Source organism: Rothia sp. CCM 9417 (assembly GCF_048513575.1).
Taxonomy (GTDB): domain Bacteria; phylum Actinomycetota; class Actinomycetes; order Actinomycetales; family Micrococcaceae; genus Rothia.
The window spans coordinates 438981-457689 of record NZ_JBLXXT010000001.1; the positions used below are offsets into that span (position 1 = coordinate 438981).

The following is an 18709-nucleotide window of genomic DNA, read 5'->3' on the forward strand; positions in this document are numbered from 1 at the left end:
CCCCGAGCCAGCTAACAGTCATACCAGCTACGACGACCGAGCTACTTGGCGGTGGAATAGTCATCCGTGGTCACAACCGTTACCGGGAACTCCACATCCGTCTTCCCAAAAATCAGTTCGGCAGCGGTCTGCGCCGACTCCCGCACAATTTTCGTGCAGAGAGCCGCCTCACCCACCGGGCCGTAAAGCATAATCTCATCGTGCAAAAAATAGACCAGGCGCGACTGCAAACGCCGCCCAAAACGGCGTTCGGTACGTAGACGCCGGCGAATCTGTGCCATCCAGATAAGAGCCCACTCAGCGGCAGTACCCTGAATAAGGAAGTTGCGGGTAAACCGGCTCTGCGCGCGGGCCGCAGAGAGAGCGGCACGCTCATCGGCAGCGGTACCCTGACTGCGCTGAGCCTGAAACCAGGTGGCCGAAGGCGCAGGGGAAGTACGCCCCAAATAAGTGCTCACCTGCCCACCGCGCATACCAAGAGCGGCGGCCCGCTCTGTCAAAGCTATAGCCTGCGGGAACATCTTTTTCAGGTGCGGCATGAGCTGGCCCGCCTCACCGCTAGTAGCCCCGTACATAGCGCCCAGTAAGGCAACCTTAGCGTGGGGGCGGTCATTCAGCACACTACCGGTGCGCTCACCAATCTGAGCTATCCCCAGGTACAGGTCCCTACCCCGCCCCGCAAGAGCCAGCGCACGATCCCCGCTCATCACCGCCAAGATACGCGGCTCAATCTGCGCGGCATCGGCCACCGTAAGGATCATGCCCTCCTCAGCACGAACAGCAGGACGCACGTCCTTAGGGATCTGCATGGCACCCCCGCCATGCCCACCCCAACGACCCGTAGCTGCCGAACCCACCTCATAGCTAGGGTAAAAGCGGTTGTCACTGACCCAGGCATCAAGCCAATTCCAGCCATTAGCCGTGTAAAGCCGAGCCAACCGCTTATAAGCCAGCAAAGGCCGCACCACCTGCCAGCGATCCTCACGCAGGTGCGGCACCGCATTAGCCCACTCAGTCAGCTCCCACTTACGGGTAGTCGTGACCGAATGCCCAGCGGCCTGCAAAGCCTTGAGCAGATCCTGGGGCGAATCAGGGTTCAGATGGGGCGCCCCCAGCTCCTCACGGATACGGGCGGCAAGAGCCTCCATCTTAGAGGGCCGGTCATACCCCGCCGGGCGGGGGCCCAACTCGTGCTCCAGAATCTTCTCGTGGATAGCACGGTTCCAGGGCATACCCCAGTGCTTCATCTCAGCGGCAATCAGCGCCCCCTGAGACTCAGCGGCCAACAGCAGAGCCAAACGCGAAGGGTGAGGGGAAGTCGCCACAGCCGCACGCTGGGCCGTCAGCTCGGCGGCCAAAGCCTGGGCACTCGGCTCCTGCGGAGCCTTCCTGGCCAGAGAAGAACCGGCCAACTCATCATCAAACAGGGAACCCTGCCCCTCCATGGGCTGACGCGCAGGCATCACCCCAGCAGGCTCAGGGACCAGCCGCTCCACATCAAGAGTAGGGGTATAGCTCATCGCGTTCTGCGCATTAGAAGCCGCCGTAACAAGAATCCGCTGAGCCAGCCGCAGATCATGACAGGACGCCGGCGACACCCCCGCAGTCAAGAGCTGAGGCATCACCAGACGCGAATCAGCCCACGTCCAACGAATAGTCCGGTGCGGGTTCTGGCCCTCCACCGCCCTAATAAAATCAGGGAGCTTAGCGCGGGGGAAAGTGCGGCGGCTACCGGCACCGGTATCGCTGAGAGTTATAGCCTCCCAGCTATCGCCCCGATTCGGGGTAGCTACGGGGCCGAGCACTATATACATTCTTCTATTATGGGGTCTGCCCAAAACACGGCTCAACCCTGGCTCAGCGCCAGACCCGAACACACCGTACGTTTGGGTAGGTAGACCGGCAAGCCTCCCTCTTGCCCGGTTAGCTAGCGCACACAGCGCAATTCAAGCCACCCACCTGACCCCAGTGCTGTCTCTGCCAACATCGCTTAAACGCCAGCCCCAAGCCAGTTGGCAGACACAGCACTGAACTCTGGGCATCGCCCCCGGTTTATCCACAGCCTGCCAGGCGGGGCTAGACCTGGCGCTTTATCTGTGGCATAAAGAGGGCAGGAAAAGAAGCGGGTAGGGCTGAACCCCAGAGGTAAATCATGCCTTCACCAGCTAAAACTACAGATGAACGGGTGGGTGCTGACACCGCCCCTGACGACCAGATCCAAATCCTTGTCCGCAAAGCACGCAGCCGCTTCTTTGACCTAGAGCCCCAAGACATGGCCCAACTACCCGGCCCAAAGCAGGAAAACCCCGGGGAAGAACCCAAAGCGCGGAACCAGTCCCCGGTGGAACAAAACGCAGATAAACCGGGTGAACAGCTCACCGCCGACAGCCTGAGCCTAGAGGCCATGACCGACCCCGCCCGCTTACAGGGCCTCATTGATACGGTCTTGGACGAACAAGAAAAAGCCGAAAAAACCACCTCAGCAGGTGAACCCCAGCGCGAGATAGCACCCCAAGCAGGTGCCCGCCTCAAAGCCGAACTCACCGGGCTAGGGCCCCTCGAAGAGCTCCTGAACATTGACGAACTCACCGATATTTTTGTCAATGGCCCGCACCGGGTCTGGTACGAAGCAGCAGGCAGCCTACACCGCTCCAACATCACCTTTGAGCACGACAAGGACGTGCGGGCACTGGCCACCCGCCTCATTCTGGCCGCAGGAGGCCGCCTAGATGATGCCTACCCCGCCGCCGACGTCCAGACCGCTCAGGGTGCACGCGTCCACGCGATTCTGCCACCGCTCAGCCAAAGCGGGACCCTACTTTCTATCCGTCTTCAAGGCGAGCGCCGCTACGAACTGCGCCAGCTCCGTGAGAAAGGCATGATGGGTAAGGACTTAGAACAGCTCTTGCGCTACCTGGTGAAAAGTCGTGCCAACCTGGTGGTGAGCGGGGGAACCGGCAGCGGTAAGACCACGCTTCTGCGGGCCCTCTTGCAGGAGGCCCCTGACCATGAGCGGCTGGTGCTGGTGGAGGACACTGCCGAACTACATCTGGAGCACCCCCATACGGTGAGCCTGCAAGCGCGGGTAGCTAATGCCGAAGGTCGCGGTGCCGTGGGGCTGGACGAGCTGATTCGCCAGGCCCTGCGTATGCGCCCGAGTCGCCTGGTGGTGGGGGAATGCCGTGGGGCTGAGGTCATGGACATGCTGACCGCCATGAACACCGGACACTCCGGGAGCGGGAGCACCCTACACGCCAACTCTGCCGACGCTGTACCTGCCCGCCTCTATGCCATGGGGGCTTTAGCGGGGGTGAGCCAGGAGGCTGTGGCCCTGCAAGCCCAGACTGCTCTGGACTATCTTATTCACCTGGAGCGGGATGAAGGGCAACGGCTCGTGCGCGGTGTCTACCGGTTGCGGGGGAGTGCAGGTGCCCTGCTGGTAGAGCCGGTGTGTACAGTGGAGGCTCGCCGCCGGGGCAGTTTTCTGCTGTGGCACCCCGAGGCGAGCGGCCTTAAAGCTGCAGCCGGCCTGGGGGAATACCGATGAAAACAGGACCGGCCAGCACCCTGCCCGGCCCTCTAGGAGGGCTGGAAACCCGCTTAACTCACCTGGTTCTGAGGGCGCGCCGGGGAAGCAAACCCTCTCTGGATGAGTTAGAGCTTTGGCCTGACGCTATCTGGCGAATGGCGGCCCTGCTTAAGGCAGGCTGTTCGCCGGCTTTTGCCTGCGCTATGGTAGGCCGGAACCTGGCTAGTTCATTAGAAGAAACCCGTACCCGAATAGCGAGCATGAGGCCAGTGGCGCGGTGGGGCGCAGAGCGTTGGCAGGACGAGGATCTTGCCCGCGCCCTGGCCGATATGGTGGACCTCTTTGAGTGCTGTACCGAGGCCGCCCAGAAAGGGCTTCCGCTGGGCCCGGCATGCCTGCACCCTGGTACCGCTGACTACCGGGAATCTGTGCGGGATGGTGTGGTAGCTCTGGCCGCCTGCTGGCAGGTGGGGCAAACAACCGGCGCTTCACTTGCTTCAGTTTTTGAGAGACTGGCCCGCTACTACGAGACGGAAATCGACCTACGTCAACAGCGAGAAACCGCTTTGAGCGGTCCCAAGGCAACGGGACGGATCCTGTCCTGGCTACCCGCTCTGGGGCTGGGCTTGGGCATCATCATGGGTACCGACCCTCTGGGTGTTCTACTCGGTTCCTTTGGCGGTGCCCTGGTGGGACTAACCGGTCTGGGCCTAGCCTACGCGGGGAGCCGGTGGACTTCCCGGCTGATTGGGCGTGCGGAAGGGGGTGAGCTCTAGTGGTGCTGCTGGTTTTCTGTCTGAGCCTGCTCTGCCTCCTATCTGCTGGCCTGCTCTGGGTGCTCGGCGGCAGAAAGAAGACGGAGGCGCAAGAACAGGGAGGTCCGCGCCCGCCGGTTCCTGCAGGCAATACGGAGTCGGGTTTGCCTGCTCTTAGCCCCGCCCTCTACCTGGACCTGGCGGCCACGATGCTCACCGCGGGGCTCTCTGTACCCGCTGTGTTGGAACAGCTCAGCCAGCTTGAGCAGGGGCGGTACCGCACCGAACTAGCAGTGGTGGTTGCTAAGCTCTACGCCGGTGCCCACTGGGAGCAAGCCTGGGGCAAGAGTAGACCGGAGGGGCTGGCACCGGTGCGTGACTGTCTGGGTCTGGCCCTAGAAACAGGTGCGCCCAGCGCCCAACTCGTGAGGGTGCTGGCCGACCGCCAGCGCAGGCACCGGCAACGGCAACACGAAAAATCTGCGGCCCGGCTAGCTGTCAAACTGGTGGTTCCCCTGGGGGCTTGTTCCCTGCCCGCTTTTATCTGTCTGGGGGTAATCCCCGTGCTGATAGCGCTTTTACCGACCCTCTTCTAAGAAACCGGTGGGGTTGGGGCGGTGTTCACAGGTGCCTGCTTAAGAGAAAAATGCGCGTTACACAGTGTCTTGGGAACACCAATTCGCCGGGCGAGTAGGAAGAACCCTTGAGAGCTAGGTGGGCAGAGCGACGCGCCGGGGGAGTAGTGGTCTATCCACAGGGGTGAATGAGCCTTTACCCGGTGCGTGAGCGGGAGCAGGCTAGAGGCACCCGGTCAGGACCTGCTTCTTTTCCAACGGTATCCGCACCCCTTGCCCCCGGGTTCTGATCGGGCAACAAAAACGCATGGTCTAGAGAATCTAGCCCACTGACTCTGACAAGGAGATAGAACATGTCACGTTTTTCTGCACCTCGGGACCGCGCTACGACGGAACAGCATCGGATGGAGCCTGCGGGCGCTGATAAAGCGCTTACCGGCGAGCTAGTTCATGCTGGCCTTGATAACCCTGAGGCTGGCGCCACCACTGCTGAATACGGCATCGTCATGCTAGCAGCCGTGGGCTTTGCCGGCCTGCTAGTGGTTATCCTCAAATCTGATGAAGTCCGGCAGATGCTCCTGAATATCGTTCAAACAGCACTCTCAACGGGGGCCTAGCCTCATGTCCGCCACCCTTGACCGCACCGAGGGCCAACGGGGCTCGACTACCGCAGAGTTCGCTGTGGCCTTGCCCGCTGTGGTTTTCATTCTTGCCCTGGTTCTGGGTGCTGCCGCCACCGGCATGATCCAGCTGCGGCTGGAAGAGGGGGCCCGCCTGGGTGCCCGTGCCGCCGCACGCGGTGAAGACTCACAGACGGTAATCCGTATCGTCCAGGATGTTGAGCCGGAGGCTAGGGTTACTATCGGCCAGCAGGATGGCATGACCCGTGTGAGCGTGAGTAGGCCAGCGCCGGGACTCATTGGAAAGATCAGTGGGTGGCAGCTGAATACCGATGCCTGGGCTCTTACCGAACCTAGGGCTCAGGGCGGTGAAACTCCGTGACCCGCCCCTGCGCAGGCCGTTATGGTTCCCGCCCGCTCGGGGATTCCCCCGATCGGGGGAGCGGGAGCCTGTCGGTGGTGGGTATGGTGTGCGCCCTGCTCATAGTGGGGATTACCTGCGCCGGGCTCATAGGCGTCCTAGCGGCTAACCACCGGGCGGCCCAGGCCGCTGACCTGGCGGCTCTAGCCGCTGCCGATGCCGCTCGCGGGCTGACCTCGGGGGATCCCTGCGATAGAGCCCAGGAGGTAGCTCAGGCTAACCGGGTCAACCTGGTGGCCTGCGCCCTTCCACCGGGCCTGGCCGGTACAGCGGATATCCGCACCTCGGTCGATATTGCTGGCCCCTTCGCCTTTCTGGGGCCAGCCCAGGGTATTTCTAGGGCTGGCCCACCCGGGCTAAGTGGTTCTTAGGTACCGGTCACCGCGATTAGCTCAGTACCGGTAAATCCTTTAGAAGGGGTCACCACTATCCTTGTGGCCGGTCAGAGACTCCGTGACGGTGAGCTCTCGGTGACTTTGCTCAAGCGGAGTTAGCTGATCTGGTGTGCTTGCTTGAGAGAGCGCGCTTGCTCGACCCGGTGCTGTAGTTCGGTTCGGTGCTGTAGTTCGGTTCGGGGCCGTAGTCCTGTTCGGGTTGCTGCTTCTGCCAGGTTCGTCAGTACCGGGGTGAGCCACTGCACCCAGTAGATCGGCACCTTGCTGTTCGGTGAGTTCCCCGGCTTCTACTAGCAGGGAAGCTAATAACTGTGCGGCTCCCTTCTTGTGGAGCGGTTCATTGCGGTTACCGCATTTGGGGGACTGCACGCAGGAGGGGCAGCCCAGCTCACACTCGCAGGCCAGAATGGTGTCCAGGGTTGCGCGGAGCCAGTGGGTTACCCGCTCAAAACCACGCTCGGCAAAACCCGCCCCTCCGGGGTGGCCGTCGTAGACGAAAATGGTGGGCAACTCAGTGTCTATGTGGAAGGCTGTTGAAAGCCCGCCGATATCCCACCGGTCACAGGTTGCCACCAGGGGGAGCAGGCCAATAGCGGCATGCTCGGCTGCGTGAAGCGCGCCGGGGATATCCTTCTCATGGATACCCGCTGCCTGGAGTAGCGAAGCGGGCATGGACCACCAGATGGCGCGGGTCTGGAGGAGCTGGGGCTCTAGTTCCAAAGGCTCGTCCCCTAAAACCTGTTGCCCCACCAGGCTTTTCTTCTGGTAGCTCACCACCTGAGAACGTACCCGCACCTGGCCAAAGTTCAGGCTCACCTGCCCCTGCTGGAGAGACTTTTCTGTTGCCAGTACGGCGACCTCGGTGACGTCCCGGGCCTGGGTGTAGTAGTCGGGGTTGGCCGCTGTTACGGTGATAACCCCCTTCTCCTCATCTAAATCTTCTACCAGGAAAGTTTTACCCTGGTGCGTGTAAATCGCACCGGGGTGGCCCTGGGAGTGGGATTGTGCTCGGTCCATGGTGCCAATAACACTTCCGGTGTCGCTCTCCACGATATGCAAGGGAGCGCCACCACCGCGCAGATTTACCAGGTCGCTGGCCTGCTCTGGGTGGGTCCAGAACCAGCCGGTAGCCCGCTGGCGCAGGTAGCCTCGGGAGACAAGGCTTTCCAAAAGCCGCTCGGTGCTAGTCCCAAAGATGGGTAGTTCTTCCCTGCGCAGGGGAATCTCGGCGGCTGCCGCACACAGATGGGGACTCAGGACGTAGGGGTTGTGCGGGTCAAAGACAGTCTTTTCAACACCCTGGTCAAAGATGTCCTCGGGGTGGTGGACCAGGTAGGTATCTAGGGGGTCTTCGCTGGCGATGAGCACTGCAAAGCTGTCCTGCCCGGCTCGTCCTGCCCGCCCGATCTGCTGGTAGAAGGAAGCCCGGGTCCCTGGCCAGCCGGCTACGAGCACGGCATCCAGCCCGGCAATATCTATGCCCAGCTCCAGGGCAGAAGTGCTGGCAATACCCAGTATGTGCCCCCGCCTCAGACCGATTTCCAGTGCACGACGTTCCTCGGGCAGGTAGCCTGCCCGGTAGGCGGCTATGCGTTCGGAGAGACCCGGCTCTACCTCATCGAGGTAGCGCCCGGCCGTTTGCGCTATGGCTTCTGCCCCGCGCCGGGACTTAATAAAGGCGATGGTTCGGGTGCGACTGACCGCCAGGTCAGCCATCATCTCTGCTACCTGACCGATAACTGATTTGCGGACCGGGGCACCGTTTTCGCCCGCACCCGCCGGTTGTCTAGTTAGAGCCGCTAGCCGGTCACGAACCGTGTCAGGCTCGGTGAACTCAGGCTCCCACAGAAGCACCTGTGTGGATCCTCTGGGTGCGGTGCTCCGGGTAATTGCAGTGACCGCCTGAGGGCGCGACCCAATGAGGAGGGCAAAAGACTCGGCAGGTTCCGCACTGGTAGCAGAAGCCCCAATAAAAACGGGAGTAGCACCGTAATGACGGCAGATTCGGCGCAGCCGCCGCACCACAAGAGAGACGTGCGCCCCAAAAACACCCCGGTAGCCGTGCGCCTCATCAACCACCACATATTTGAGCTTGCGCAGAAAAGTCGCCCACCGGGCATGGTTAGGCAAAATAGCGTGATGAAGCATATCCGGATTAGCCAGGACCAGATGGGCACGCTCGCGGATAAAGCGGCGGTCTTCGCGTGGGGTGTCCCCGTCGTAGGCCTCTACCGCAATCCCTGGCAGGTTAAGAGCTCGTAAGGAAGAGAGCTGGTCGGCAGCTAGCGCCTTGGTGGGCGAGAGATAGAGGGCTGTTGCCCTGCCGGTATCAAAGCCGGTTCCCTGATATTCGTGTTCGCCCCGGTAGAGGGCATCGAGCACGGGGAGCTGATAGGACAGTGACTTGCCGGAGGCTGTGCCCGTTGCAAGAATGACGTGCCTGCTACCGGAGGAATCGTGGGCAAGGGTAGCTGCCTGGACTTGGTGCAGGTAGGGCTCATCCACGCCCAAAGATTGGAAGGCCTCAACGACAGCGGGGTGGGCCCAGCTCGGCCAGGGGCTGGTCTTCGCCTCTTGGGCTGGCAGGGTGCGCACATGCCTGACCTGTGCAGGGAGCTCGGTCAGACCAAGCTGTTCCAGCACGAGTAAGAGCTCTTGGGGGGCGGGTGCCCGTGGGCCGGGGCTTTCCTGCGGGGTTTGGGTAGGCACACCCCTATTATGGCACCGCTTGGTCGGTGGTTTAGTGCCTGGCCTGTTGCTGCTGTTTTCCAGACCTGTCCTGTCTGCCTGTACTGTGTTCCTACCTCTTGTTGAGGGCAGAGGTGACTGGCGCTGAGCATTGGTGGGGAGCTGCCCAGGGCAAACCAAGAGCCCCTGTGCCTGACCTTTATCCCGCCAACCGGGCGTAAAGGCTGTGAGCTATGCTATAGAACTGGAATAATGGGAGTTATGAGTATTCCAATGAACATTAAGGGTCAGCAGTCAGCTCCCGAGGAGCCTGTGGTTACCGTGCTCACCGATGAGCAGGTGTGGGATTTGATCCAAGGCACTCGTTTTGCTCGTTTGGGCACAGTAGGCGAGGAGGGCTTCGTGCACATTACCCCGCTGAATATTGTGACGGACGGGGTTAAGATTTTCTTCCGCACGGCAGCCGGTAGCAAGCTTACCCAGCTCTTACTTGATGAAAAAGTGACCCTACAGTTTGACCGGGTTGAGGGCAAGAGCGCGCACTCAGTGAATGTGTTTGCCCGGGCCCGACTCCTGACTGATAGCCGCGAGATTGACTACGTCGGCAAGCTCAACCTGGAACCCTGGCTTGATAGCCAGAAGCTGGAACTGGTGGAGCTAACTCCGGTGTCCATGACGGGGCGGCGCTTCCGCCTGGGGTCCTAGCTCATCTTTTATGGCTTATCTGCCCGGTGGTATCGGGCAGACTAGGCCAAGAAGAACTAGAATGGGTGCGTGGCTCAAGAACGAATTATCCTCTATTACTGCTTTGCACCCGTAACCGACCCCAAGGCTGTCATGCTGTGGCAGCGCGCCCTGTGCGAGAAGCTTGGCCTAACCGGCCGTATCCTCATCTCCAAGCACGGCATTAATGGGACTTTGGGCGGCGATGTTAACGCCCTCAAACAGTACGGTAAGACGACCCGCCAGTACCCCGGCTTTGAGAAGCTGGAACTGAAGTGGTCCGATGGTGGTTCCGCTGATTTCCCCCGCCTGTCGGTCAAGGCCCGCAAGGAGATTGTTGCTTTCGGTGCCCCCGATGAACTTGTGGTTGACGAGAACGGTGTAGTGGGTGGCGGTGTCCACCTGAAACCCGAAGAGGTTAACCAGCTGGTTGAAGAACGTGGCGATGAGGTTGTCTTCTTCGATGGGCGTAATGCCTTTGAAGCTAAGATTGGCAAGTTTAAGAACGCTGTGGTGCCCGATGTGCGGACCACCCACGACTTTATCCAGGAGATTGAGTCGGGTAAGTACGATCATCTCAAGGACAAGCCGGTTGTTACTTACTGCACCGGCGGTATTCGCTGTGAGATTCTCTCCGCCCTCATGAAGAACCGGGGTTTCAAGGAGATTTACCAGATTGACGGCGGCATCGTGCGCTACGGCGAAAAGTTTGGTGACTCGGGGCTATGGGAAGGCTCTCTGTACGTCTTTGACAAGCGTCAGCGCGTGGAGTTCTCGCCCGATACCGTAACTATTGGTGAGTGCGAGCACTGCCAGGCTCCTGCTAATAGTTTTGTCAACCTCGATGTGGACGGTAACCGCGACCTGGTTCTGCTGTGCCCCGAGTGCGAGACCAAGGCACTGGCCCAGTTTGAGAGCGTGAGCGGCTAAGACTTTTACCTATTCAAGCGTGGGCTAGGGGCTGGGTCAAGAGGCATCGACCTTTTGCCCGGCCCCTTTTGTGTGCTCTGGTGCCGGGGTATTAGAGTAGTGAGCCATGACAGCAGAGCAGACGTATGAGACAGCCCTGATTGAGTATGGGACCTTTATGGTGGCGGGCGTGACCGAGCCGGCTAGGCAGACGAGCGATTTTTCGCTGTGGTGGAAGAAACTCTATGATCATTTGGGTGCCGGCGAGACAGAGGCTGAGGCTCAGCTGGCTGCCCAGCGGTTGGCGGCTGTGGAGAAGCTTCAGCGGGTGGGCGTGCTCATGCCAGATGCCGACGATTCTGGGGTGACCTATACTGCCGGGTTTATTGTTCCCGGGGGTATTAAAGATGTTGCGGCTTTGGGGCTGACGGGTGTGGTGGTCCCCGGTGCCATGTACGCTACAGTACTGGTGGAGGGGCCCCTGGTGCCCGGTCTTCCGCCTGCCCATATTAAGGCCGGTTTTGACTATCTGGCTCAGACCTTTATCCCCTCTAAAAACCTGACCCCTACCGGTGTGCGTCTAGAGGTGTACGGGCCGGGTGATATGCAGGGGCAGAACTATCGCATGTACCTGTGGCAGGCGGTGACCGGACTCTCTGCATAGTCGCAGTTCTGAGTCTTAGCCTAAGGTAGTTGCCCTGAGAGAACAGAACCTAGAAAGAGAAATACCTTCCGGTGCGCTAGCACGGAAGGTATTTCTATGAGGTCTTACCGGTGCCCTGATGGGGCGGTAATGCCGTGGGTTATCTTACGAGTTGCGTTCCTCTGCCAGCTGTTCTTCGAGCCGGGCAATAATCTCTTCGATGAAAGCGGGGCCGCCGTTGGCTGCTTTTTGCTTCCAGTCGGTAATGGATTTTTCGAGTTCGGCAATTTTTTCTACATTAGCCATAAGAAAGACTTTAGCTTACTTGTCGGTAAAAGAAGGCGAAGTTCCCTCTTTAACTTTTTCCCAGGTTTCTATACCGCCCGGTACGGCCTTGAAAAGAGGGTGGGGTAATGCTGGCGGTGGCGTGGAGAAATGCTGGGCGAACCAGTCGGGGGAGCGCCCTTTGACTTTGTGGGCAAGGAAAGCAAGCTCATATTCTAGCTGTCCCTCGGTGACCTCTAGCTCTTCCAGCTTATTATCTCTGGGCAGGACCAGGAGTGACCGGTTAAAGGAGTAGCCGCGCGTGTCAGCTTCGTCGGCAAGGCCGTGCAGGTAGGCGCAGATATAGGCCAGCGGATCATTGCTTGCTTTGAAGCGGTCTAGCTGGGGGTGCTGAGTATAGCCGCGTGTTTTTCCTTGGAGGACTTTTTGGGCCAAGAGTGTTTCACGCCAGCAAGCGACTAGGCCTTTGGCATCGAGCAGGGCAGGGGTGATGGACCAGATACGCACTGTTAGCTCCTGGCCCGCTGGTCAATGGCTGCTTCGAGCCGGTCGAGTTTTCCTGTGATTTCACCGGAGTCGTGGCCGGGGCGGATGTCCGCCTTGAGCACGAGGGAAACCCTGTTGCCGTAGCGGGTCATGGCTTCGGTGGCGGCTTTGATGACGGCCATACATTGGTCCCAGTCACCTTCGATGGTGGTGAACATGGCATCGGTGCGGTGGGGTAGGCCTGAGTCGCGCACAATCTGGACGGCTTCGGCAACGGCGTCGTGGACGGAGCCGCTGGGGTCGCCGCCTCCAGTGGGGGCTACAGAGAAAGCAAATAACATACCTCTACGTTAGCCTGTGCTAGCTGTTTGTGGTAGGTTCTGCCCCATCAATGGAGGCCTAGTTTGGCGGTGCGGTGGCTAGGGGCCGGATCTGTGCGTGCGGCTGGGGTTTCTCTACGGTTAACATGGGTAGGGTGATGACTACTGATTTTTCTCGTGTTCCTGGTGCTCCGGTAAGCGCCAATATCTCTTCTTTGGTCAGGCTCCATACTGCCTTGCGAGCGGTCAACTATACCTATGAGGGGGTTGCCTCCCTCCTGGGTGACCGCGCTTTTGAGGCCATGACCCGGGACCAGCTCACACCTGGTATCTACAGGCTGAACCAGGTGCTGGGGTACGAGAAAAAAGCCTCTACTTTTAGCCTTGGTGAAAAGTCGCTGGCGCAGGTAGTGCGTTTCTTCCTGATGGGGCAGGTGCTTGAGTCTGCTGAGCTTGAAGCCGCTCTGGGGGCCGGTTTATGCGATCTTCTCGTAGAGCTTGGCCTGGCTGAAAGCGCTACCTCAGGTTCCCTTCAGGCTTCGGTTGACCTGCGCCCCCACGCCGCTGACGACGGCACTGAACTCTATGTTGCTAGCGATCTGGGTGCGCACCAGCGCCCCGGCGTTCTGCGGAAGGACCATGTACTGGGTATCGGTCATGCTTCCCTGACCCTGGCACAGTTCACCGAGCGCACTCCCCTTGAACGGGCGCTCGATCTGGGCACCGGGTGCGGCATCCAGACCTTCCATCTGCTGGCCCACGCCCGTCACGTCACCGCAACGGATATTTCGGAGCGGGCATTGGCTTTTACCCGCTTTAACCTTCTGCTTAATGCTCCTGCCCTAGAGATTGACCCGCAGAAGCTGGAGGACCGGGTGAGCTTGCTCCACGGTTCTTTGCTGGAACCGGTAGCCGGGCAGAGCTTTGACCTGGTGGTTTCTAACCCGCCCTTTGTCATTACACCGCGTAGCTCTGGGGAGACCCCGGCAGACCAGTTCACCTACCGCGACGGTGGTATGGCAGGGGATGGCATCGTGTCAACCTTGGTGCGCCAGCTCCCTGAGATCTTGAACCCCGGTGGGCGTGCCCAGATGCTGGGTAACTGGGAAATTCCCGTGGCTGGCCCCGATGAGCAGGCCGACTGGTCGGCCCGCCCCCGCGACTGGGTAGGTCAAGAAGCGGAGGCCTGGTTTATTCAGCGTGAAGTCCTTGCCCCGGAGCAGTATGCTGAGACTTGGTTGCGTGATGCCAGCGAGAACCGCGACCCCGCCCACTATGAGCAGGCCTATACTGACTACCTGCGCGACTTTGCCGCGCGAGGCGTGGACGCTATCGGCTTTGGCATGATTTGGTTGCGCCGACCCAACTTGCAGGCGGCAGGGGAGCGCCTGCACCGTTTTGAGGAAATTACCTACCCGATCCAACAACCCATTGCCTCCTTTATCACTGAGGCCGTTGCCCACTATGATGCGGTGACTGCCCTGGATGATGAAGCTCTCCTAGCCCAGCATCTGGTGGTAGCTGGGGATGTGACCGAGGAGCGCCACTTGTCACCCGGTTCTGAGCATCCGTCCCTTATTTTGCTCCGCGCCGGTGCCGGTTTACGTCGCACCATTTTAGAAACCACAGAAACAAGCGGGTTCGTCTCGGCCTGCGATGGGGAACTCAGCGTGGGCCAGATTGTCAATGCCCTAGCCACTCTGCTGGACTGGCAGGACGCTTCACCCCAGCAGGAATTGATAAGTAACATTCGTGAACTGTTGGAGAAGAGTTTTCTGCGCCTTGAGCAGGGTGACTAGACTGGTGCTATGGTAGAGAACCCGATTAAAGCCCTGACCGAAGACCGCTGCTGGGAGCTGTTAAGCTCGCATGAGTTTGGGCGTCTTGCCCTAGCCGTGAGCGGCGAAGTCGATATTTACCCCGTCAATTTTGTGGTGCACCAGAAGAAAATCTACTTCCGTACCGCAGCTGGGCAGAAGCTGTCCGAGGTCGTTATTAGCCGTAAGGCCGCCTTTGAGATTGATGAAGTCAAAGATGGTATGGCCCGCTCCGTGGTAGTACACGGGAATGCCCAGTGGCTGACCAGCGAAGCTGACCTTGCCGCCATTGAATCGTTGGGGCTACGCGCCTACGCACCGACCTACAAGACCAACTGGGTTGAGGTTGAGCCGGTGAGCATTAGCGGCCGCGAATTTGAGATCGGTGAAGAACCGACCGACGAGCTCTAAGCCAGCCCCAGAACCCCGTACACCATAGGTCGGCCAGCATGATGGGTGCCAAGAGCCCTCTAAGGTCACATGACCCTAAGTGGACAGGAAGTGCTGTCTGTCGGCTATTGTTGTGCTTACACGCCTATTGTCAACCTCAAGGAGCCACCAGTGCCCACCAAGGCAACCCCCCTGCACGGCAAGTCACTGCTGATTGTAGAGTCCCCCTCTAAAGTCAAAACAATCAGCGGTTACCTGGGAGATGCCTTTATTGTCGAGTCCTCGATGGGCCACATCCGTGACCTGCCTCAGCCCTCTGAACTGCCCGATGAGCTGAAAAAGAGCCCTGTGGGTAAGTTCGCTGTTGACGTGGAGAACGGCTTTGAACCCTACTATGTGGTCAATTCTGATAAGAAGAAGAAAGTCACCGAGCTCAAGCGCCTGCTCAAAGAGTCTGATGCGCTTTATCTGGCAACCGATGGGGACCGTGAGGGCGAAGCGATTGCCTGGCACCTGCTTGAGGTGCTCAAGCCCAAGGTACCCGTCTACCGTCTGACTTTCCCGGAAATCACCAAGGAAGCCATTGAACGTGGCTTCAAGGATTTGCGTGAGATCGATGAGAACCTGGTGGATGCTCAGGAAACCCGCCGTGTCCTTGACCGTATCTACGGCTATGAGCTCTCTCCCGTGCTCTGGCGCAAGGTGTCGCGTGGTCTCTCTGCGGGCCGCGTGCAGTCTGTTGCCACCCGCCTGGTTGTTGAGCGTGAACGCGAGCGCATGGCTTTCCGCTCTGCCAGCTACTGGGATTTGACCGGCACCTTTACGACCGCATCGGCTGAGAGCTTTAGCGCTAAGCTATCTGCTGTGGATGGTGCCCGTGTTGCTACGGGCAAGGATTTTGCCGATAACGGCGCTTTAAAGGCTTCTGCGGCTTCTAAGGTTTCCCATCTCGATGAGGCCGCCGCTAGTTCGCTGGCTACCGCTCTGGCCTCTGCTGATTTTGCGGTTCGCTCGGTCGAGACCAAGCCCTACACTCGCCGTCCTGCTGCCCCCTTCACGACCTCCACCCTGCAGCAGGAGGCAGCCCGTAAGCTCCGTTTCTCGTCACGCTCGACCATGCAGGTTGCCCAGCGACTCTACGAAAACGGTTACATTACCTACATGCGAACCGACTCCGTTGCCCTGTCAGATCAGGCAATCCGGGCCGCTCGCGCCCAGGCCAAGGAACTTTACGGTGCCGAGTTTGTACCTGCCTCACCGCGCGTCTACGCTTCTAAGTCTAAGAACGCCCAGGAAGCTCACGAAGCAATCCGCCCTGCCGGTGATACCTTCCGCACCCCTGCTGCCGTCAAATCAGCCTTGAGCCCCGATGAGTTCCGTCTCTACGAACTGATTTGGAAGCGTACCGTTGCCTCTCAGATGGCTGATGCTAAGGGTTCAACCGCCTCCGTCCGTTTGGGCGCTATCGCCAGTGATGGGCGCGATGCCGAGTTCGCCGCCTCCGGTACCGTCATTACCTTCCGAGGCTTTTTAGCTGCCTATGAGGAGGGCAAAGATGCCCTGCGCAATGAGGAAGACAAGGCCGCCGAGGCGAAGAGTGAGAAACGTCTGCCCCAGCTTGCCCAGGGCGATAGGCTGAACGCCAGCGATATTGAGGCTGCCCGGCACGAGACCTCGCCCCCGCCCCGCTACACCGAAGCCTCCCTGGTCAAGGCCATGGACGAGCTGGGTATTGGTCGCCCTTCAACCTATGCTGCCGTTATCTCCACCATCATGGACCGGGGTTATGTTCATCACCGGGCTGGTTCCCTGGTACCTTCCTGGACGGCTTTTTCGGTGGTACGCCTGCTTGAAGAGCACTTTGCCAAGTATGTGGACTACGAGTTCACCGCTGAGATGGAAGAGGACCTGGACCGCATTGCACGCGGCGAAGAAGCCCGCACCCAGTGGTTGGGCAACTTCTACTTTGGTGGTGAGGCCCAGCGCGGCCTCAAGCCTATGGTCGATAACCTGGGTGATATCGACGCTAGAGCTATTAACTCCATTGAGGTTGCCCCCGGAGTCAATCTGCGCGTGGGTAAGTTTGGCCCCTACCTTGAGATGGGCGGCGAAATTGACACCGAGACCGGCGAGATTAAGGACCCGGTCCGCGCTAATGTGCCTGATGATCTGGCTCCGGATGAGCTGACCGAGGAGAAGGTCGCAGAGCTGATCTCCCAGGGCAAACAGGACGGTCGTGAACTGGGTGTAGACCCGGTGACCGGGCGCACTATTGTAGCCCGGGACGGCCGCTACGGCCCCTACGTCACCGAGCTGATCCCTGAGATGAGCGAAGAAGAAATCGCCGCCTGGATGGAGGCCCAGCCCACCGAGTACTACAAGAACGGTAGGCCCAAGCCTAAGAAGAAGCCTAAGCCTGAAAAGCCCCGTACCGGCTCCCTCTTCAAGAGCATGGATCTGGCAACTATCACCCTTGAGGACGCGCTCAAACTCATGAGTCTGCCCCGCGTGGTGGGAAGCGATGCTGAGGGCCTTGAGATTACCGCCCAGAACGGACGTTTTGGCCCCTACCTGAAGAAGGGTACGGATTCGCGCTCGCTGGAAAACGAGGAGCAGATTTTCTCGATTACCTTGGAGCAGGCCATTGAGATTTATTCTCAGCCTAAGCAGCGTGGGCGGGCGGCGGCTAAGCCCCCCTTGGCTGAGCTGGGTGTTGACCCGGTGTCTGAGAAGAAGATTGTGGTTAAGGACGGCCGCTTTGGCCCCTACATCACCGACGGTGTCACCAATATTACGGTGCCTAGGAGCGAGACAATTGAGTCACTGACTCATACCCGTGCGGTTGAGCTTTTGGCTGAGAAGCGCGCCAAGGGCCCGGTTAAGCGTAAGACTACCGCTAAGAAGACCACCGCTAAGAAGGCACCTGCAAAGAAAACTACAGCCAAGAAGACAACAGCCAAGAAGACAACAGCTACAGAAACCGCTGAGTAGGGGCTAAGCCCTGCCAGCGGGTGATGGGGGCAGGAGCTAGGCTCCTGCCCCAGCTGTTTGCGGGATCGAGCTGGCCGGCCGCGCGGGGTGCGTCCTTTAGACTGGTAGGCAGGAACCTTATTCTTTTCACCTATCCTGGGGGAACCATGCGACTCGGCGTGCTAGATATCGGCTCAAATACCGGCCACCTGCTCTTGATCGAGGGGCAGCTGGGTTCGCGCCCCGAAGCCTATACCGATGCCCATAAGGAGCCCCTCCAACTGGTGCGCTACATTGATGCTGATGGGAAGATCACCGACGAGGGCCGCGACCGGCTGACAGCCTTTGTCAAGAGCGCTGTGCTTTATGCTATCGAGCAGGGAGCTGAGGACCTTTTAGCTTTTGCTACCAGCGCTATTCGTGAGTCCAAAAACGGCCCTGCGGTCCTTCAGCACGTGCAGAATGCCACCGGGGTGAACCTGACCGAGATTACCGGTGACCAGGAAGCTGCGATTACCTATCACGCGGTGCGCCACTGGCAGGGGTGGGGTGCTGGCCGTATCCTCAACTTTGATATTGGCGGTGGCTCCTTTGAGTTCTCTACCGGCATGGATGCCTACCCCGATGACGCTATCTCGGTGCCCCTGGGCGCTACCCGCCTGACCGGGGACTGGTTTAGCTCGGAGATCCCTTCACCCAAGGAAATTAAGAAACTCCGTAAGTATGTGCGTGAAACCCTAGAGCCTGTTGCCACCCAGCTCCTTGCCTACGGTGAGCCCAACATGGTGGTGGGTACCTCTAAGACTTTCCGCTCCCTGGCCCGTATTTGCGGTGCTGCCCCGTATTCTGCTGGCCCCTATGTTAAGCGTGAAATGCGTTTAGAAGACCTGCGCTTGTGGACCCGTCGTATGGAGGCCATGGCACCGTCTGAGCGGGTGGACTTGCCGGGGGTGTCCGAGGTGCGCGCTGAGCAGATGCTTGCTGGCGCTATTGCAGCTGAGACGGCTATGGATGTTTTTGGCGTAGGAGTTATGCGGGTCAGCCCCTGGGCTTTGCGTGAGGGCCTGATCCTGCGCCGCATGAACTACCTAGCCCAGCAGGGTTCTTACTCCATGCTTGACCCCCGCTCACTTGAAGAATTCGTCCGTAATTAGACTCTGATATCCTGCTGACCGGTAGAAAC

The 18709-nt window shown here is 59.6% G+C and carries 18 protein-coding genes; 13 read left to right on the forward strand and 5 right to left on the reverse strand.

Annotation, left to right across the window (positions count from 1 at the left end; translation table 11 throughout):
- Positions 1–41: 41 nt before the first annotated feature.
- A complete protein-coding gene (locus ACN082_RS01970; protein WP_419099168.1) occupies positions 42–1814 on the reverse strand; it encodes a bifunctional 3'-5' exonuclease/DNA polymerase in 1773 nt (590 codons plus the stop codon).
- Positions 1815–2152: 338 nt separating this feature from the next.
- Here ACN082_RS01970 and ACN082_RS01975 point away from each other — a divergent pair, with 338 nt between their 5' ends.
- The 6 genes from ACN082_RS01975 to ACN082_RS02000 all read left to right on the forward strand — a co-directional run bounded on the left by ACN082_RS01975 (position 2153) and on the right by ACN082_RS02000 (position 6271).
- Positions 2153–3547: a TadA family conjugal transfer-associated ATPase gene (locus tag ACN082_RS01975; RefSeq protein ID WP_419099169.1), complete on the forward strand. Its 1395-nt coding sequence runs from the start codon at positions 2153–2155 to the stop codon at positions 3545–3547.
- Positions 3544–4305, forward strand: a complete 762-nt coding sequence (locus ACN082_RS01980; RefSeq protein WP_419099170.1) for a type II secretion system F family protein — start codon at positions 3544–3546, stop codon at positions 4303–4305. Before ACN082_RS01975 ends, ACN082_RS01980 begins: the two co-directional genes overlap by 4 nt.
- Positions 4305–4880 carry a type II secretion system F family protein gene (locus tag ACN082_RS01985; RefSeq protein ID WP_419099171.1) on the forward strand — a complete coding sequence of 192 codons (576 nt, stop codon included), beginning with the start codon at positions 4305–4307 and terminating at the stop codon, positions 4878–4880. Before ACN082_RS01980 ends, ACN082_RS01985 begins: the two co-directional genes overlap by 1 nt.
- Positions 4881–5212: 332 nt before the next feature.
- A complete protein-coding gene (locus tag ACN082_RS01990) occupies positions 5213–5476 on the forward strand; it encodes a DUF4244 domain-containing protein (protein WP_419099172.1) in 264 nt (87 codons plus the stop codon).
- Between the two features lie 4 nt (positions 5477–5480).
- The gene (locus ACN082_RS01995; protein WP_419099173.1) at positions 5481–5861 is read left to right on the forward strand and encodes a TadE family type IV pilus minor pilin; all 381 of its coding nucleotides are present in this window, start codon (positions 5481–5483) and stop codon (positions 5859–5861) included.
- Complete coding sequence (locus ACN082_RS02000) at positions 5858–6271, forward strand: Rv3654c family TadE-like protein (protein WP_419099174.1); 414 nt, start codon at positions 5858–5860, stop codon at positions 6269–6271. Before ACN082_RS01995 ends, ACN082_RS02000 begins: the two co-directional genes overlap by 4 nt.
- Before the next feature lie 39 nt (positions 6272–6310).
- Here ACN082_RS02000 and ACN082_RS02005 read toward each other — a convergent pair whose 3' ends face one another.
- Entirely contained in the window at positions 6311–9004 is a 2694-nt protein-coding gene (locus ACN082_RS02005) for a DEAD/DEAH box helicase (protein ID WP_419099175.1), read from the reverse strand.
- 240 nt (positions 9005–9244) lie between these two features.
- On the opposite strand from ACN082_RS02005, the gene ACN082_RS02010 reads away from it, so the two are divergent.
- The 3 genes from ACN082_RS02010 (at position 9245) to ACN082_RS02020 (ending at position 11279) form a co-directional block, all read left to right on the forward strand.
- Entirely contained in the window at positions 9245–9688 is a 444-nt protein-coding gene (locus tag ACN082_RS02010) for a pyridoxamine 5'-phosphate oxidase family protein (RefSeq protein WP_419099176.1), read from the forward strand.
- A 69-nt stretch (positions 9689–9757) separates the two neighbouring features.
- On the forward strand, positions 9758–10636 hold the full coding sequence (locus tag ACN082_RS02015) for a rhodanese-related sulfurtransferase (RefSeq protein WP_419099177.1): 879 nt from the start codon (positions 9758–9760) through the stop codon (positions 10634–10636).
- A 106-nt stretch (positions 10637–10742) separates the two neighbouring features.
- The gene (locus ACN082_RS02020; RefSeq protein WP_419099178.1) at positions 10743–11279 is read left to right on the forward strand and encodes a GyrI-like domain-containing protein; all 537 of its coding nucleotides are present in this window, start codon (positions 10743–10745) and stop codon (positions 11277–11279) included.
- 144 nt (positions 11280–11423) lie between these two features.
- On the opposite strand, the gene ACN082_RS02025 is transcribed toward ACN082_RS02020, so the two are convergent.
- From ACN082_RS02025 to ACN082_RS02035, 3 genes are read right to left on the reverse strand one after another with little or no spacing between them, the layout of a single operon-like run.
- Positions 11424–11564 (reverse strand): hypothetical protein, encoded by a 141-nt coding sequence (locus ACN082_RS02025; protein ID WP_419099179.1) that lies wholly within the window; start codon positions 11562–11564, stop codon positions 11424–11426.
- A gap of 15 nt (positions 11565–11579) precedes the next feature.
- Complete coding sequence (locus tag ACN082_RS02030; RefSeq protein ID WP_419099180.1) at positions 11580–12050, reverse strand: pyrimidine dimer DNA glycosylase/endonuclease V; 471 nt, start codon at positions 12048–12050, stop codon at positions 11580–11582.
- A 2-nt stretch (positions 12051–12052) separates the two neighbouring features.
- Positions 12053–12370, reverse strand: coding sequence for a thiamine-binding protein (locus ACN082_RS02035; protein WP_419099181.1), 318 nt, complete (start codon positions 12368–12370; stop codon positions 12053–12055).
- A 137-nt stretch (positions 12371–12507) separates the two neighbouring features.
- On the opposite strand from ACN082_RS02035, the gene ACN082_RS02040 reads away from it, so the two are divergent.
- The 4 genes from ACN082_RS02040 to ACN082_RS02055 all read left to right on the forward strand — a co-directional run bounded on the left by ACN082_RS02040 (position 12508) and on the right by ACN082_RS02055 (position 18680).
- Entirely contained in the window at positions 12508–14148 is a 1641-nt protein-coding gene (locus tag ACN082_RS02040; protein WP_419099182.1) for a DUF7059 domain-containing protein, read from the forward strand.
- A gap of 9 nt (positions 14149–14157) precedes the next feature.
- Complete coding sequence (locus ACN082_RS02045) at positions 14158–14577, forward strand: pyridoxamine 5'-phosphate oxidase family protein (protein WP_419099183.1); 420 nt, start codon at positions 14158–14160, stop codon at positions 14575–14577.
- A gap of 150 nt (positions 14578–14727) precedes the next feature.
- Positions 14728–17547, forward strand: a complete 2820-nt coding sequence (gene topA, locus ACN082_RS02050) for a type I DNA topoisomerase (protein WP_419099184.1) — start codon at positions 14728–14730, stop codon at positions 17545–17547.
- A 146-nt stretch (positions 17548–17693) separates the two neighbouring features.
- Positions 17694–18680 carry a Ppx/GppA family phosphatase gene (locus tag ACN082_RS02055; protein ID WP_419099185.1) on the forward strand — a complete coding sequence of 329 codons (987 nt, stop codon included), beginning with the start codon at positions 17694–17696 and terminating at the stop codon, positions 18678–18680.
- Positions 18681–18709 lie beyond the last annotated feature (29 nt).